The organism is Pseudomonas sp. 05N434 (assembly GCF_056396965.1).
The window spans coordinates 1-16334 of record NZ_JBFTMK010000121.1 but is presented as its reverse complement, the minus strand read 5'-3'; the positions used below and the strand labels follow the sequence as shown (position 1 = coordinate 16334).

The window sequence follows — 16334 nt, the reverse complement described above, 5'->3', positions numbered from 1 at the left end:
GATCGAAGGTGATGGTCACCAGTGAGGTTTCGCCGATTTTCAGTGCGTTGTCGGCTACCACGATCGTCGCGGTCGGCGGAGCGGTGTCGATCACGTAGTTGTTCGAGTTGGTGGTGCCGCTGCCGGTGTTGCCCGCCAGATCACTGACCCCGGTGTTGTTCAGGGTGATCAGGTTGGTGGTGTCGTTGATGCCCGCCGAAGGCGTGAAGGTCGCAGTCCAGGTGATGCCGCCATCGCTGCTGCTCACCGCGCTCAGCGTGCCATTGGCGATGGTCAGGTCGGCGTTGGTGAAACCGCTCACCGCTTCGCTGAAGGTAATGGTCACCAGCGAGGTTTCGCCCGCGGTCAGCGTYGTATCGGCCAGCACAATCGTGGCGGTCGGGCGCACGGTGTCGATGGCGTAGTTATTGGAATCGGTGGTGCCGCTGCCGGCGTTGCCCGCCAAATCGCTGATCCCGGTATTGTCCAGGGTGATCAGGTTGGTGGTGTCGTTGATGCTGGCGCTCGGGGTGAAGGTTGCGGTCCAGGTGATGCCGCCGTCGCTGCTGCTCACTGCCGTGAGCGTACCGTTGGCGATGGTCAGGTCAGCGTTGGTGAAACCGCTCACCGCTTCGCTGAACGTAATGGTCACCAGCGAGGTTTCGCCGATTTTCAGTGCCGTGTCCGCGACCACGATAGTGGCCGTCGGGCGCACGGTGTCGATSGCRTAGTTGTTGGAGTCGGTCGTGCCARTGCCCACGTTACCGCTGGCGGCCGCCTGCACGCCRGWGTTGTCCAGGGTGATCAGGTTGGTCGCGTCGGTGATGCTGGCRGTCGGGGTGAASGTCGCCGTCCAGGTAATGCCGCCGTCGCTGCTGCTCACCGCYGTGAGYGTACCGTTGGCGATSGTCAGGTCSGCGTTGGTGAAACCGSTYACSGCCTGATCGAAGGTGATGGTCACCAGTGAGGTTTCGCCGATTTTCAGTGCGTTGTCGGCGACCACGATGGTCGCGGTCGGCGGGACGGTGTCGATCATGTAGTTGTTCGAATTGGTGGTGCCGCTGCCGGTGTTGCCCGCCAGATCACTGACCCCGGTATTGTTCAGGGTGATCAGGTTGGTGGTGTCATTGACGCTGGCCGACGGCGTGAAGGTCGCGGTCCAGGTGATGCCGCCATCGCTGCTGCTCACCGCGCTCAGCGTGCCGTTGGCGATGGTCAGGTCGGCGTTGGTGAAACCACTCACCGCTTCGCTGAACGTAATGGTCACCAGCGAGGTTTCACTCGCGGTTAGCGTTGTATCGGCCACCACAATCGTGGCGGTCGGGCGTACCGTATCGATGGCGTAGTTGTTGGAGTCGGTGGTGCCGCTACCGGCGTTGCCCGCCAGGTCGCTGACTCCGGTGTTGTCCAGAGTGATCAGGTTGGTCGTATCGGTGATGCTGGCGGTTGGGGTGAAGGTTCCCGTCCAGGTGATGCCGCCATCGCTGCTGCTCACCGCCGTGAGCGTACCGTTGGCAATCGTCAGGTCCGCGTTGGTGAGACCGGTGACCGCTTCATTGAAGGTGATGGTCACCAGCGAGGTTTCGCCGACTTTCAGCGCATTGTCCGCCACCACGATGGTCGCGGTCGGGCGTACGGTGTCGACCGTGTAGTTATTGGAGTTGGTGGTGCCGACGCCGGCGGTGCCCAGGCCGTTTATCACGCCGGTGTTGTCCAGGGTGATGACGTTGGTCGTATCGGAAATACTGGCGGACGGGGTGAACGTTGCCGTCCAGGTGATGCCGCCATCGCTGCTGCTGACGGCGCTCAGGGTGCCGTTGGGGATAGTCAGGTCCGCGTTGGTGAAACCGGTCACGGCCTCGGAAAAGGTGATCGTCACCAAGGACGTTTCGCCGATGCTCAGTGTGGTGTCGGCGACCACAATGGTCGCGGTCGGCGGTGGCGAATACGCGGTGTTGAGTACGCCACCGTCGTTGTAGATAGTCGAGAAAGAGGTCGGCGAGGTGCCGGTTGAACCTCCGCCCTGCGCGGTACCGCCTGCACCACTGGCTGCGGCATTACCGGCCAGGGCCGCGAAGTTGGCAGCCGTGATCAGTAACGTGCCTTTGTTCCAGATCGCACCGACGCCCCGGCCGCCAATGCCGCCATTACTGGCATTGCTGCCTTGGCCACCACCACCGCCACCGCCGCCACCGGCGCCGATGTTGTTGCTGATGGTCGACGTGCCGATGACGGTTATGGTGCCGCTGCTGGCGTTGTAGATCCCGCCTACCGCGTTGCCGCCAGCACCACCTACCTTGTCCCAACCGGCCCCGCCGCCGCCACCGCCAATGGAAATCGTGCCATTGGTGGCCGTCGCACCGTTACCGCCGTTGCTGTAATAGGAAACGCCCACCCCGCCAGCACCGCCAGTGGTGGAACCACCGCGACCGCCCATGTGGGTGGCGTCATAACCGCCGCCATAACCACCGACACCGCCGCTGCCCGCCTGGCCGCCCAATGTGCCGGTGCCCGGCCCTGCCGAACCGCCGTGCCCGCCGCCCTGGCCGCCCAAACCGCCACCACCGCCGCCGCCACCGCCGTAAAAAGCGCCCGTGACACCGCCGCCGCCACCACCACCGGAAGCGGCGTTGGAGGTCACGGTAACGTTTTTCAGGGTCAGAATCCCTGCGTTGAAAATCCCCCCCGCCATCGCGCCCGTGGCACCGTAGCCACCGTTGCCACCGTTGCCCGCCACCAGGCCACGGGTGATCACCAGGCCATCGAGCGTCACGGTACTGCCAGACGCCACTTCAACCACTCGGGTCTTGTACTGACCATCAAGAGTCACATCTGCCACACCGTCGTTGTTCAAGTCGCCATCAACGTAGACGTTCTTGTTGATCAGCAATTCGGAGGTCAACTGCACCGTCATGCCGGTGCTGAATGTGACGATATCGCCGTTCTGCGCCGAGGCGAGGGCGGCACGCAGCGAGCCGACGCCCGTGTTGGCGTTGTTGGTGGCGGTCCAGGTGGCCAGGCCCCACTGATACTCGCTCATGGCCGTGGTCGAGAGCACGTTGGCGCTTTCGATGTTGCCGGTAGCAATTTCCAGATTCCAGTCGCCACCGACCCCGGTGCGGTTGCTGGAAGCGGCGATATCACGGCCGGTCAGTTGCGCCAGCGAGTCGACGAAACTCAAGCCGCGCTCGCCTTCGGCGGTGTAGCAGCCGTAGATCATGATGTCGCCGCCGACGTTCATGTCCTTGCCGATTTCCGCCAGCACGGCGCTGCGGGCCGCGACGTTATCGGCCGACAGATAACTATTACCCAGCCACAGATCGCCTGCGTTGCCGTGGGCAATGATCTGCACCGAACTGATGCCCTGATGGGTGTCGAGGTAGTCGGCAATCTGCTGCAAGCCGTCCTTGCCCGCGTCCAGCTGGACCACCTGAGTGCCCGGCGCGACGCCTTTAAGCAGGCTGTTGGCGTCCTTGACCCGCGAATCGACGAACACCACGCTTTGCCCTGGCACCGCGACAGGTGTCGGGGTTGGCGTGGCATCGGCCTGGCCGTGGGTGTCCTTGCTGGCGACCGACTTGTCGGCAGTCGGTGCCTTGACCGCGTCGGCCGTGGTATGGGTGTCAGCCTGGGCAGTATCGGCCACTGTGGCGGCCACCGCACCATCGAACAGCATGCGCGGCTCCAGGGACATGATCATTGGCGAGGCCAGCGCTCGTGCGCCTTGAGTAACCCGCGACTTGCCTTTGCTCCACCACATGCTGCTCACCCGGACTCGAACTTTTTGACAGACCAATGAAAACGCCGCGATCAACTGATCGCGGCGTCGGCTTTCATACGAATGACATTGGCGGCGCTGGCTGAGCCATCGAGCCAAAAGGACAACTCGGCGTATTGCTTGAACAAATCCGGCGGCAGGATCGTGCGCCTGGACTGCAATTGAACCTTGGCCTTCACCTTGTGCAGCCCCGAGAGGCCAAGGGCCTGGTCGAATTCCGGTGCGTCGTAGGCCAAATGATCGAAATCATGTTCGAACCAGGGTTCACCGATGAAGTCGTAAACCAGCCGCATCACCCGCTCTGGCGCCTGGCTCAGCAGGTCGTAATCGATGATCAGCAGTGAGTCGGCGTGTTCGCCGTAATAGGCTTCCTTGAGGGCGGCCCAGGAAAACCCCACCAACCGATTGCGTTGGGCCAGGGTTTCGCAGCGGCTGTAGACCGTGTTGCGCTCAACCGCATCGCCGAACAGCTTGGTGTTTTCGAAGGGATTGGCGCGGTACAGGCGCTCGATGCTGTCCATGACCCAGGCGACATTGCGCACACAGGCAATGATCTTGGCTTGAGGGAACAGATCGCTGATCGCCGGCAGGCGCGAACTCCACAGGCGGTTGGTGTCGAACACCACCGGTTTGTCGGCCTTGTCGGCGTAATAAGAATCGAACAGGCCACGCAACAGGCGGCGACGCAGGTCGGTGTCGATCACCGCGCCGAATTCGCTGCCGGCGCTGCATTGCTCCAGAACGCCGGAAAAGAGTGCGCCCACGGGGCTGGTCATGCCGGCATGGAAACGCGGATTCTGCAAAAGAATGGCAGAAAGCAGGGTCGAGCCCGAGCGCGGCAAGCCGGAGATAAAGTGGAACTGCTGCAATCCATTCACCCGTCATTCAGTCCTTTGTACGACGGAGCGTAGACCATGAATGGCCTTACAGCTAGTGGTGTTTTGATATCAAATTGGAGCTAAATCGACTGGAAAACGCAATTGATATAACCGTTTAAAAGTTGAATCGTTTAAGCCCTGAAACCACGGATTACTTCAGCACATACAAGCGTGCCACGGCGCCTCCCCCCCGGGCTTCGTCGACGCGTTGCCAGCCCGCGGGCAATGGAGCGAACTCGTCCGCCCCCTCGAGGGTACCGACCAGCCATACCCGACCAGTGCCTTTGGGCAAGGCATCGAGGCTATCCAGGTAGATGTCATTGGTCACCAGCGTACCGAAACCGTAGGCGTTCGGCCGGCTCGACCGGCCATAGGCCAATGGTGGCGTGTACAGCATCGGTTTGGCGTTGGTCTGGTTGTAATAGACGTAACTCAGGTACCAGAGCATGTCACTGGTGACGATTCGGTCGCCGGGCATGAAGTGCTGGTTCACGTGTTTGGCCATGACGCTGATCTGATCCTCAGTATCCACCGTGGCATTGTTCTTCACCCCCACCAGCTCGACACCGACAAACAGCAGCAGCACGGCCAGTGCCAAGACCTTGAAGTCTGCGTACAAGCGATCGACGGCCAGTGCGACAACCATCGGCAGACCCAAGGCGTAAGCGGTCAGGTAACGCTCGATGAACACCGGCGAGATGAACGACACCGCAAACACCAGCAATAACGGGACCGCGGTGTAGATCACCGCCAGCACACTGCCACGGAACACACTGCGGTCGCGGGCCAGCGCCACGCCCGCCAGGGCCACCAATGCCAGTGGCAGCGCGATAAAAATCAGCGTGGGCAGGTTCTCGCCATCGTCCTGGATCAGGAGCGACCAGATCATCGACGGCAATGAGTCGAGCATGACGGGGGGCTCCCATCCCACATCACCATTGGCCTTGAGCAGATCCAAGTGCTGGATCAGATCGATCAGGCTGGGCACCCACGGCAAGTACAACAGCACGATGGCCACATTGGCCAGCCACCAGCCCGAGCGCTGAATGTGCCGCAGTCGGTACCCTGGCTGCACACGGATCAGGCCCAGATACAACCAGTGACACAGCACGCACAGCGCGGTGAAGTAATGGGTGTAGAACGCCGCTGTCATCAGCAGGGTGTAGATCACCAGATAGCGCGTGCGTTGTGGCCGTTTTATCCAGTACACCAGGGCGATCGTGGCGCCGATCAGCCACATCCCCAACAGCGAATACATCCGCACTTCCTGGCTATACCGCACCGCCGTGGGCAACAGCGCCAGCAGAACCCCGGCCAGCAACGCGGCGCGGCGGGTCGCGAGCAGGTCCACCAGCCAGACACCGAGCCCGACCGTGGCAATCCCCGGCAGCGCGCTCAGGCAACGAATCGAAAAAATGCCGTCGCCGAACAGCCCGATCCAGCCGTGCAGCAGCATGAAATACAGCGGCGGATGCACATCATGGGCTGCATGTTCCCAGATCCCGGCCAGAGAGTACTGGCTCAACAACAGGCTGGACCCTTCGTCACCCCAGATCGCCGCCGCCGTCAGGTCGTAAAATTTTCTCAAGCACTGTAGGACAGGCTCAGGCCCGTCGTCGATGCTGGCTTTACGACGGACGACGTCCGGCAATCATTCCGATCAGCGTCTACGCTTTGGCGTGGCGTGACCCAGCCACGGAGATGAACGGAGTCGGCTGATCACTGCGATCCGCCCGGATAACCGGGCCTGCGATGTGACATATCAGACACTAACCTGAGGGATGAGGAACTATGGAAGTATTCATGGGCACTATCCAACCTTTCGCCTTTAACTTCGCCCCCAACGGCTGGGCCCTGTGCTATGGCCAGACGCTGGGGATCTCGCAATACCAGGCGCTGTTCTCACTGCTGGGAACCTACTATGGAGGCAATGGCACCAGCAATTTCATGCTGCCCAACCTGCAGGGCCGCATGCCGATTGCCCAAGGCAACGGCCTGGGCCTGACCCCGCGTGTCATCGGTGAGGTCTCCGGGACCGAAAACGTCACCGCAACCATCAATAACCTGCCCAACCACACCCACGCCCTGTCCGGGCTCACGGCCACCACCACCCTGCAACTGGCCAGCCCGGCGAGCAACCCGGTCACCAACCCGACCGCAACCAACTCCTACATCGGTGCCTCGGGCGGCGGGCCAGGCTCGGCGAGCATCTACTCCGATCAGCAAGGTGCTGCGGCGGTACCGCTCAAGGGTGTCACCAGCACCGTGACGGGGGAAATCTCGTCCGCCGGCAATGGTTTGCCCATGACGGTGATGAACCCGTTCCTGGTGCTCAACTTCAGCATCGCCCTGAACGGATTATTCCCTTCGCGTAACTGAGGGTCTGGCCGGGGGATGCACATCCCCCGGCCACTTTTGCTTGATGGAGGGATGCCATGCTGCAACAGGTTCAAAGCCAACACTTTCAGGCACTGCTGGGCAAGACCGGGACGCTGCGGCTGCCCGATGGCAGTGAATTGCCGATCCATATCGACACCCTTAAAGAAACGCCCCATTCACAGATGCCCAAAAGCGAGCGCATGCCGTTCAGCGTCGAGCTCAACAGCCTGCAACCCACCGACTTTGTCGATGGCTTGTGTGCGCTGGAGTTGCCGGAACTGGGCCAGGTGGAAAATATTTTCGTCTCGCGAGTACCGACCATGGGGCGGGATCCCGACGTGGGTTATTTCTACATCGCCTTCAACTGAGACTTTGTGGGAGCGGGCTTATGTGGTGAGCCCCTCACCACGGTTTTTTGTATTGCTCTTAACCCTGCGGGTACCACACCAACCGCTCCGCCGCCGGGTTGCGCTCTTCAACCTGAAACCCCAGCGCCAGGTAATGCTGGCGCGCATGGGGATTGTTGGCCCAGACCACCGTCGCCACAGGGCAGCGGATTTGTTGCGCGGCTTTTTGCACGCCTTGCAGCACCGTCCGCCCGTAACCCCGGCCTCGGGCCTGGGGGATGAACGCCAGGTACAGCACGCGAATTTCATTGGGACCGAAGTCGGTGGTCAACGCGCCGATGGCTGTGTCGAGTTTCTCGATCACGTAATGCATGGCGTCGGGAAAGTTTTCCCCCAGTCCTTGTTCCTGCACGGTGAATTGCTGGGCAACCACCTGTTGGACCACTTCCTGCTCGCCGTCGATCCATTGCAGATCCGGCCGCGCCGCCTGGTAAAGGCTGTGCAGAAAAGGTCCATCGCTGGCGCGCGAAGGCCTGACCACCAGACCGTCCGCTGCCACTGAATCGCTGTTCGCCATCGCTGTTCTCCCTAGAAACCGCTTTCCCTGACCCCCAGGGCTGCCATGCGCCGCCAGGCAACGCCCAACAACGATTCGCCGCTGCCCTGCAACACCACAATGCCGCGCAAAGGTTGCACCGGCGTCGGCGTCTCTTCGAGGACGCTCAACCGCGCGCCATACTGCGCCTGCACCGGTTCGGCGCGCTGATGCTCATCCCGGCGTACGGCAATCGGCCCGTGATGATCGGAAGTCAGCGCCTCTTGATCGACATAGGCCGCGCCGTTGGTATCGATTTCGCTTAATTGCACGGCGATCGCCGGGTGCATCGGGTCATCGGCGATGAACCGCCCGCGAGCACCCGAAGCAACACGCCAGAGCTCGGCTTCAGCCAGATAACCGCGCAACCGCGCGCCGTCTTCGACCACCCGCACCAAAGGATCTTTAGTCGAAAGCCAGCGACCGACCGTTAACTGCGGCAACAGGTCGCGCACCTTGCCGGCGTGGGGCGCACGCAATAGCAGTCGCTCACGCTGGGCGACCAGGCCGCGGTATTCAGCCACCGCTTCCGCCAGGCGCTGCTCGACGATTCCGGCGTCGGCCGCGGTTTCGCTGCGGCTGGCCTGACGACGCATCTGCAACTGCTGAATCTGGATCTCGCGGCGGACGATGGCCTGGCGTGAGTCCAGGTCCGGTGATTCCAGCTCGATCAGCACCTCGCCCTGGGCGACAACCTGACCGTCATGCACATTCACCGTTTTTACCCGCGCCGCCACCGGCGCGTGCAAGGCGCTGGTGTGTCCCGCCTCCAGCATCGTCGGCAGCTCCACCGCGCTGCGCCACGGCAGCGCCAGCAGCAACAACAGCCCGAACAATGTCAGGCTGCTGAGCAGTACCCGAGGCGTATGCGCCTGTTCGCGACGACTCCACCATTGCCGCCACTCGCTCAGGATCGGCAGGAAGATGAACCACACCAGCTCCACCAGCATCAGGAAGATCCCCAATACCTTGAAGAACAGGTGATAAACCGCCAGCGCAATCCCGAAAAACAACGCCGCGCGCCATAGCCACGAGCCGTATCCCCAGATCAACAACCGCCGCTGCATCCTCGGCGCCCACGGCTCCGGTGCCGGGGCAGCGTAGCCGAACAGGAACTCGCGCAATCGCCAGCGACACAAGGCAAAGGCACGTCCCTGAAGGTTGTCCACTTCCCAGAAGTCGCTGAGCAAGAAGTAGCCGTCGAAACGCATGAACGGGTTGAGGTTGATCACCAGCGTAGTAATCCAGGTCGCACTGGCGAGCATGAACGCCGCCGTGCGCCCGGGGCCATCGGGCAGCAGTGACCAGGCGAGCAGCGCGATACAGGCCAGCACCAGTTCCGCCAGCACCCCGCCGGCGCCGATCAGCAAACGCGCACGTCTATCGTTGACCCGCCAGGCGTCGCTGACGTCCGTGTAGAACATCGGCAGCAGCACCATGAACGCCACGCCCATGCTCTGCACCCGACAACCGGCGCGCTTGGCCATGAAGGCGTGGCCGAATTCGTGGCACAGCTTGGCGAAAAACAACGCCACCGCGAACGCCAGCGCGCCACCGAGGCTGAACAGGTGCGGAAAGGTGGCGATGAATCGCTGCCAGTCCCGCGACACCAGAAACACCCCGAGCCCCAGCGTCGCGGGCAATCCGTAGCGCAATGCGCGCGGGCCGAAACGCTCCAGCCACGGCCAGACGCGATTAAGAAAGGCGTCCGGACGCCACAGCGGAATCCGGAAAAACAGGTATTGATGCAGCAGGATTTTCCACAGGCTCTGGCGCTGAGCCGCGGCCTTCAGGCTGTAACTGGCGCGCTGCGATGGGTCGAGGGCGCTGATCAGGTCGTGGCCGCRCAAAAATTCCAGCAATTGCTCAAGCGCCGCGCCGTCCAGCGGCAGCCCTGGCTCGCGGTTGGCGGCACGCAGCACCTGCTCGGGATCACCCAGGGACCAATGACGCAGCAAGCGCATCGCCGCCGCGCCGAGTTTGAAATAACGTCCACGCACCGGGTCGGCCAGGGTCCAGCATGGTGACCCGTCGAGGGCCGGCGCCGCCGTCGACAATTGCAGGTCTGCCCGCAGGCTCGGCAGGCTCATCTAAAGGCCTACGCTCTGACGCAACCCGGCCAGCGGTCGACGCAACAGGTACAGCGCCAGCGGCGCACGGTCACCGAAGACTTTCGCCGTGCCACGCAAGCCAATGCGCGGCGGTGCGCCGTCGAATGTCGCATCCAGTCGATAAGCCAGTTGCCCGCCAGCTGTTGGCTGCGCTTCATAGGCCGAACGTTCGAGCCTGGCCTGGTGCCGCTGCAGTGGATCGCTGTCGAGAAACAGTGCGACCTGCGCCCCAGGCTCCAGGGCGATCGCATCGCCCACGGCCAATTCGATGCGCAACTCGGCCTGATTCGGGTCGGCGAGTTCCATCAAGCGCTCGCCGGTCTGTACCGGTTTGCCGGTCCAGCGTTCGGCATCGGCGAACACCGCGATGCCATCCCGCTCGGCACGCACTTCGCTGCGTTTGAGCAGTTCACGGGCGTAATCCCGTTCGGCGCGTTTCTGCTCGACACGTGCGGCCAGCAGATCGATTTTCGAACTGGATTCGGCATCGGCGAAGGAACGTTGGGAATTGGCCTTGAGTTCCGCTTCGGCAACGCCCAGAGCGCGCTCGGCCACATCAGCCTGAGCCTTGAGCGTGGTGCTTTCGAAGCGCAGCAGCAGGTCGCCGGTCTTCACCGTCTGGTTGGGTTTGACCAGGAACTCGGCGATCACCCCGTCCAGCGGCGCCGCGACCACCCGACCGCCCAACGGGACGACCTCAGCCGGCGCCAACACCGATTGGCGCACCGGAATCAGTAACCCGAGCAACAACACGGCGACCAGTGCCACCTGACGCTTGCGCGTCCAGCGCAGTCGCCAGGGTTTGCGCGGTTGCAGCGCCAGCCAGGCATGGCTGTAGGTGTCGCCCAGTTGCGACAACAGCACCTGCTCGGCAGGGTTCCACGGCACATCCCGCGCCAGCCACAGCCCGCCGAAGATCTCGCCCTGATGATCAATCAGTGGCAACCAGAACACCTGAGCGGCCGACAGACTTTGCCAATCGGCCTGAATCGATTCACTGAGCAGATCGGGCGCGATCACCCGTGCCTGTTTCAGCACCTCGAGCTTGAACAACTGCGCGACCGCTTGCTCGACAAACGCCACGAACGGCGCATTCGGCTCCACCGCACTGACACCGGTCACCGCCTGCACCTTGCCGGCGATCAACAATGCGGCATGGCGGAAACTGAACAGCGACTGACCGTCATTGACCAGGCTGTAGGCCAGTTGCGAAGGATTACGAGCCGCGCGGGTCTGGCGTTCGAGGTCGAGAAACCTGGCGAACACCTGCTCGGCGCCGCCCGTTACCGGGGCGTTCACTTGAGCTCCGCGAAACGCGCCGTTCCGCTCATGCCGGCCAACAGGCCGCTGGCGTTGGGCAGTGTCGCCACCAGCAGCAAGGTCTGGCTGCCTTCGTCGATCCGCGCGCCGAGGCGCTTGACCGTGGCATCCAGCGGCTGACCGGTTTCATCGGGGACAAAACTGAACGTCTGGCCGGGCTTGAGCTTGCCCATCCAGCGTGAAGGCACCAACAGGTGAATTTCCAGGGTGCGGTTATCGACCACATCCAGCAACGGCGCGCCAGCGGCAACGCTTTCGTAGCGCTTGACCTTGCGCTCGACGACCTGGCCATCGAACGGCGCGACCACACTGCAGCGTTTGACCTGAACCTGATAAACCTGAGATTGCGCCTGGGTTTCGCTGACCTTGGCCTCGGCCCGCGCCACTTCAAAGCGCCCCACCGAATTCAACGCCGCCAGTTGCCGATTATGGGCCAGCTCCTCACCGGCGCCACGATTGGCGGCCTGTGCCGCGTTGAGCTGAGCCTGATAAGCCGAGCAGTCAAACCGCGCCAGGGTGTCGCCCTTTTTGAACGACTCGCCCTCACTGAACGGCAACTCGACAATCCGCCCGGACAACTCACTGGCGAGCACCGCCTGATCCCGGGCTCGCAACACACCACGGGCCTCACTGCTGGCTGACGCGTTACCGCCGACCGCGTTGCTTTCCAACAACGGATCGTCTGGCGCAGGCGTTTGCGCCTGTACTACGCACGTTACAAAGGTTAATCCCGCAACCCAAACACGAAAACGCCGCATAACCGTAACTCCCTGACGGATGAGCGGAGTCTACGACAGCGGGGKAACGCGTCAAGCGGATGGCCATCATTGGTTGGAGCGCGCATTGGCGGATAGGTATTAATTTCCTTACGAATCATCCATATCAACGCTGCGCCATCTCCGCCACCGGATACACCGACTCCCATCCCCCACCCAACGCCTTGTACAACCCCACCATCGCCAACGACACCCCGGTCGAGCTTTCGACCCACTGCTGCTGGGTCGCCAGCAATTCGCCTTGCACGGTCAGGATGTTGATCTGATCTGGATTGATTCAGACGCAATGCTAGCAAACATCCTTCTGACTGATGTATTGGCAGGTCTGCCGCCATCGCGGGCAAGCCCGCGAAGGGGCCAGATCAGACACCGCAAAACTCAGCGCTGCATCCCCCAACGCTTCACCGTCACCCGCTCCAACGTATCGAACACCAGATTCTCCACCAGCAACCCGATCAGGATCACCACCGCCAACCCGGCGAATACCTTATCGGTGTACAGCTCATTACGGTTCTGGAAGATGTACCACCCCAACCCACCCTTGCCGCTGGTGGCGCCAAATACCAGTTCAGCGGCGATCAGCGTGCGCCAGGCGAATGCCCAGCCGATTTTCAAACCGGCGAGGATCGACGGCAGCGCGGCCGGGATCAGGATGAACAACACGAAACGCATGCCCTTGAGGCCGTAATTGCGCCCCGCCATGCGCAGGGTTTCCGAAACGCCAAGGAACCCGGCATAGGTGTTCAAGGCCAACGCCCAGAGCACCGAATGCACCAGTACAAAAATCAGACTGTTCTGCCCCAGCCCGAACCACAGCAGCGCCAGCGGCAACAGCGCAATCGCCGGCAACGGGTTGAACATCGAGGTCAGCGTGCTCAGCAGATCGCGACCCAATTGTGTCGACACCGCCAATGTGGTCAGGGCAAACGCCAGCACAATCCCGATCAGGTAGCCCTTCAACAACACCACCAGCGAAATCCACACCTTGCCCAACAGTTCACCGCTGAGCAGGCCGTCGTACAGCGCGCTGGCGGTTTGCAGAAAACCTGGCAGCAGCAGGTCGTTATTCTGGTAACGGGCAACGGCTTCCCAGAACAGCGCGAGCACAATCAGGATCAGGCTTTTACGCAACCAGCCCTGTTGCCAGAGACGCTGACCGAGGGGTAACTCACGCTCCAGCGGGACACTCGTCAGCGACTGCAAAACGATTTCGTACTCTTTACGCGCGGATGATAGCGGGCTCATCGGGCACTCCTCTCAATGGCTCAATAAGCGATGCGAATATCGGCGAAATCCAGCTCACGCGCGGTTTCCGGTGACTGGCCTTCATCGAACAACAGCCGATGAATCCGCCGTGCCGATTCCTGGAACGCCACCCCCCCGAGGCTGTGCAAATCGTATTGATGGCTGTGGACTTCGGCTCGTACCCGCCCCGGATGAGGCGACAGCAGCAGAATCCGATTACCCACCACCAACGCCTCTTCGATGGAGTGAGTAACGAACAGCAGCGYGAAACGCACCTCTTCCCAGAGCAGCAGCAACTCTTCCTGCATCTTGCGCCGGGTCAGCGCGTCGAGGGCGGCGAAGGGTTCATCCATCAACAGGATTTTTGGTTGCATCGCCAACGCCCGGGCAATCGCCACCCGAGCTTTCATGCCGCCAGACAGGGTATGCGGATAGGCATCGGCAAACGCCGCCAAACCAACCTTGTCCAGATAGTGCAGCGCCCGCTCTTCAGCCTCTTTGCGCTTGAGGGTTTTGGAAGCGAGCAGCGGAAACATCACGTTCTGTTTGACGGTTTTCCACGGCGGCAGCTGATCGAACTCCTGGAACACCACGATCCGGTCCGGCCCTGGCGCATCGACCCGCTGGCCTTGCAGGCGAATCTCGCCCTCACAGGGCGGGATGAACCCGGCGACCGCCTTGAGCAACGTCGATTTGCCGCAGCCGGACGGACCGAGCAACACAAAGCGGTCCGCCGGATCGATCTCGAAACTGACCTGATGGGTCGCTCGAACCACACGCGCAGGCGTGCGGTATTCCAGGCTGACCTGGTCGACCGACAGCAGCGCTTGCGCGGCCGCGATCGGATTGCTGGCCGTGTGGCCTTGCAARGGGGCGTTCATGTCGATCAGCTCCCTTGCAGCGGTTTGGCATCCTGGAAGAAGTAATCCTTCCACGAATCCGGTTTGTTTTTGATCGCGCCGACGCGGTAGAGGAACTCGGCCAGTGGGTAAGTGTTTTTCGGCGTGACGGTAAATTCGAACTGCGGGTTGTCGATGATTTTCAGCAACGCCGCACGGTCGATTTTTGCCTTGGTGACACGGATGTATGTGTCGGCCGCCGCGCCTTTATCGCTCTGCGCAAACTCGGCCGCTTCGGTCAGCGCCGCGATGAAGGCTTTATAGGTTTTCGGGTTCTCGTTGCGGAATTTCTCGGTGGCGAACAACACGGTCGGCGAGTTCGGGCCGAGCAGGTCATAGGTGTTCAGCACCACGTGCACACCGGGGTTTTCCAGCGCCTGATCCTGGAAGGGCGGGTTGGAGAAGTGCCCGGTCAACTCGGTGCCGCCAGCGATCAGTGCCGCAGTGGCATCCGGGTGCGGAACGGCGATGGTGTACTTGTCGAGGCGATTGAACTCTTTGTCGCCCCATTGCTTGGCCGCTGCGTATTGCAGGAAGCGCGACTGCACCGACACCCCGACCGCCGGCACCGCAATGCGGTCCTTTTCGGTGAAGTCAGCGATGGTTTTGACCTTCGGATTATTACTCACCAGGTAGTAAGGGAAGTTGCCCAGGGAAGCCACGGCCTTGACGTTCTGTTTGYCGTGAGTGCGGTCCCAGATGGTCAGCAGTGGCCCGACGCCGGCACCGGCAATGTCGATGGAGCCGGAGAGCAACGCATCGTTGACCGCCGAGCCGCCGGAGAGCTGGGTCCAGTCGACCTTGATGTCGATGCCTTCCTGCTTGCCGTACTTCTCGATCAGGTTCTGATCGCGCACCACGTTGAGCAGCAGATAAACGATGCCGAATTGTTCGGCGATACGAATTTCACCCTCGGCGTGGGCCACGGTCGGCGCCACCAGGCTGCCGGCGAGCAGGCTGAAACCCAGGCCGATAGCGGCGGCCAACGGTGCAAATGGAAGACGTTTGGACATGAGGGTTCTCCGAAATCAGAAAGGCGCGTCGCCCTGGATGGTGGTGCGATACAACTTGCGGCGCAGATGGCTGGGACATCCGGCGGCGAGGTGAATCAGCGAGCGGTTGTCCCAGAACACCAGGTCGTGGGCCTGCCATTGATGGCGGTAAATGTTTTGCGGCAACACGCTGTGGGCGTAGAGCTCGTCGAGCAATTGTTTGCTCTCGTCTTCCGGCAAACCGACGATGCGGGTGGTGAAGCCCTCGCTGACGAACAACGCCTTGCGACCGTTTTCCGGGTGGGTGCGGACGATCGGATGAACAACTTCAGCGACCTGAGCCAGTTGCTCCGGCGTCAGGGTCGGACGCCAGTTGCCCTCGAATTTGCTCTCGCTGTAGCGCGCCGTGTAGGAATGCGCGGCCGAACGACCTTCGACGGCTTTACGCAGCGCCTCGGGCAAGCTGTCCCAGGCTTTGTGCATGTCGGCGAACAGCGTGTCGCCGCCTTCGGAGGGCAGCTCCTGGGCATGCAGCATCGAGCCCAGGCTCGGCAGTTCTTTATAAGAGAGATCGGAGTGCCAGAACTTGCCGGCATCACCGAGGCCGATGGATTGGCCGTTTTCGATGATGTTGGAAACGATGAGAATTTCCGGATGCCCGGCCAGCAGGAATTGCTTGAGTACATGGATCTGCAACACGCCGAAACGGCGGCTGAAGGCGATCTGCTGTTCGGGGGTTATGCGCTGGTCGCGGAAGACCACCACATGATGATCCAGGTGCGCACGGTGGATTCGGGAGAAGTCCTGGTCATTGATTGGGCGAGACAGATCCAGGCCGATGATTTCGGCACCGACGGCGCCACTGAACGGGCGGACTTCGAAGGTTTGCGACGCGAGGGTGGCGGCGCTTGTTGGCTCAGGCTTTGGGGAAAAAGAGACAGCTGGCATAAAAATCACTCCCACGCACGGCGCGCTCAAGGGCGCGCGTCGATCAGAAACTCACGGAGGTCCCGTGTTGGTTCGTGTCGTGCGTGC

12 protein-coding genes and 2 pseudogenes are annotated in these 16334 nt (G+C 61.8%); 2 read left to right on the top strand and 12 right to left on the bottom strand.

The annotated features are described in order from the left end of the window. The 3 genes and pseudogenes from AC1DLB_RS10640 to AC1DLB_RS10630 form a co-directional block, all read right to left on the bottom strand. A partial coding sequence (locus AC1DLB_RS10640) for an Ig-like domain-containing protein (RefSeq protein ID WP_477784976.1) occupies positions 1 to 3739 on the bottom strand: 3739 nt, incomplete at its 3' end. A gap of 50 nt (positions 3740 to 3789) precedes the next feature. Next, positions 3790 to 4635 (bottom strand): sulfotransferase family protein, encoded by an 846-nt coding sequence (locus AC1DLB_RS10635; protein ID WP_018929397.1) that lies wholly within the window; start codon positions 4633 to 4635, stop codon positions 3790 to 3792. Positions 4636 to 4786: 151 nt separating this feature from the next. Beyond that, positions 4787 to 6223 (bottom strand): annotated as a pseudogene (locus tag AC1DLB_RS10630) (glycosyltransferase family 39 protein); the annotation flags it as partial. A gap of 203 nt (positions 6224 to 6426) precedes the next feature. Between AC1DLB_RS10630 and AC1DLB_RS10625 the strand changes: the two are divergent. Both AC1DLB_RS10625 and AC1DLB_RS10620 read left to right on the top strand, forming a co-directional pair. After that, complete coding sequence (locus AC1DLB_RS10625) at positions 6427 to 7014, top strand: phage tail protein (protein ID WP_477744078.1); 588 nt, start codon at positions 6427 to 6429, stop codon at positions 7012 to 7014. A gap of 56 nt (positions 7015 to 7070) precedes the next feature. Beyond that, on the top strand, positions 7071 to 7382 hold the full coding sequence (locus AC1DLB_RS10620; RefSeq protein ID WP_007940987.1) for a DUF6916 family protein: 312 nt from the start codon (positions 7071 to 7073) through the stop codon (positions 7380 to 7382). A gap of 58 nt (positions 7383 to 7440) precedes the next feature. On the opposite strand, the gene AC1DLB_RS10615 is transcribed toward AC1DLB_RS10620, so the two are convergent. The 9 genes and pseudogenes from AC1DLB_RS10615 to AC1DLB_RS10575 form a co-directional block, all read right to left on the bottom strand. After that, positions 7441 to 7938: a GNAT family N-acetyltransferase gene (locus tag AC1DLB_RS10615; protein WP_018929400.1), complete on the bottom strand. Its 498-nt coding sequence runs from the start codon at positions 7936 to 7938 to the stop codon at positions 7441 to 7443. An 11-nt stretch (positions 7939 to 7949) separates the two neighbouring features. Then, entirely contained in the window at positions 7950 to 10046 is a 2097-nt protein-coding gene (locus tag AC1DLB_RS10610) for a site-2 protease family protein (RefSeq protein ID WP_477784975.1), read from the bottom strand. Next, positions 10047 to 11366 carry an efflux RND transporter periplasmic adaptor subunit gene (locus tag AC1DLB_RS10605; protein WP_477744077.1) on the bottom strand — a complete coding sequence of 440 codons (1320 nt, stop codon included), beginning with the start codon at positions 11364 to 11366 and terminating at the stop codon, positions 10047 to 10049. It lies immediately after the preceding gene. Next, positions 11363 to 12145 (bottom strand): efflux RND transporter periplasmic adaptor subunit, encoded by a 783-nt coding sequence (locus AC1DLB_RS10600; protein WP_018929403.1) that lies wholly within the window; start codon positions 12143 to 12145, stop codon positions 11363 to 11365. The genes AC1DLB_RS10605 and AC1DLB_RS10600 overlap by 4 nt, the downstream gene beginning before the upstream one ends. A gap of 124 nt (positions 12146 to 12269) precedes the next feature. Next, positions 12270 to 12431: pseudogene (locus tag AC1DLB_RS10595) on the bottom strand (efflux transporter outer membrane subunit); the annotation flags it as partial. A gap of 110 nt (positions 12432 to 12541) precedes the next feature. Next, positions 12542 to 13408: an ABC transporter permease gene (locus tag AC1DLB_RS10590; RefSeq protein WP_477744076.1), complete on the bottom strand. Its 867-nt coding sequence runs from the start codon at positions 13406 to 13408 to the stop codon at positions 12542 to 12544. A 20-nt stretch (positions 13409 to 13428) separates the two neighbouring features. Next, complete coding sequence (locus AC1DLB_RS10585) at positions 13429 to 14289, bottom strand: ABC transporter ATP-binding protein (protein ID WP_477784974.1); 861 nt, start codon at positions 14287 to 14289, stop codon at positions 13429 to 13431. Positions 14290 to 14294: 5 nt separating this feature from the next. Further along, positions 14295 to 15320 carry an ABC transporter substrate-binding protein gene (locus AC1DLB_RS10580; RefSeq protein WP_477784973.1) on the bottom strand — a complete coding sequence of 342 codons (1026 nt, stop codon included), beginning with the start codon at positions 15318 to 15320 and terminating at the stop codon, positions 14295 to 14297. Positions 15321 to 15335: 15 nt separating this feature from the next. Continuing rightward, positions 15336 to 16247, bottom strand: coding sequence for a TauD/TfdA dioxygenase family protein (locus AC1DLB_RS10575; protein WP_477744075.1), 912 nt, complete (start codon positions 16245 to 16247; stop codon positions 15336 to 15338). Positions 16248 to 16334: the final 87 nt, after the last annotated feature.

Coding starts and splice junctions, on each gene's coding strand:
- AC1DLB_RS10620 (WP_007940987.1), top strand. CDS start 7,071: ATGCTGCAACAGGTTCAAAGCCAACACTTTCAGGCACTGCTGGGCAAG.
- AC1DLB_RS10615 (WP_018929400.1), bottom strand. CDS start 7,938: ATGGCGAACAGCGATTCAGTGGCAGCGGACGGTCTGGTGGTCAGGCCT.
- AC1DLB_RS10600 (WP_018929403.1), bottom strand. CDS start 12,145: ATGCGGCGTTTTCGTGTTTGGGTTGCGGGATTAACCTTTGTAACGTGC.
- AC1DLB_RS10625 (WP_477744078.1), top strand. CDS start 6,427: ATGGAAGTATTCATGGGCACTATCCAACCTTTCGCCTTTAACTTCGCC.
- AC1DLB_RS10575 (WP_477744075.1), bottom strand. CDS start 16,247: ATGCCAGCTGTCTCTTTTTCCCCAAAGCCTGAGCCAACAAGCGCCGCC.
- AC1DLB_RS10590 (WP_477744076.1), bottom strand. CDS start 13,408: ATGAGCCCGCTATCATCCGCGCGTAAAGAGTACGAAATCGTTTTGCAG.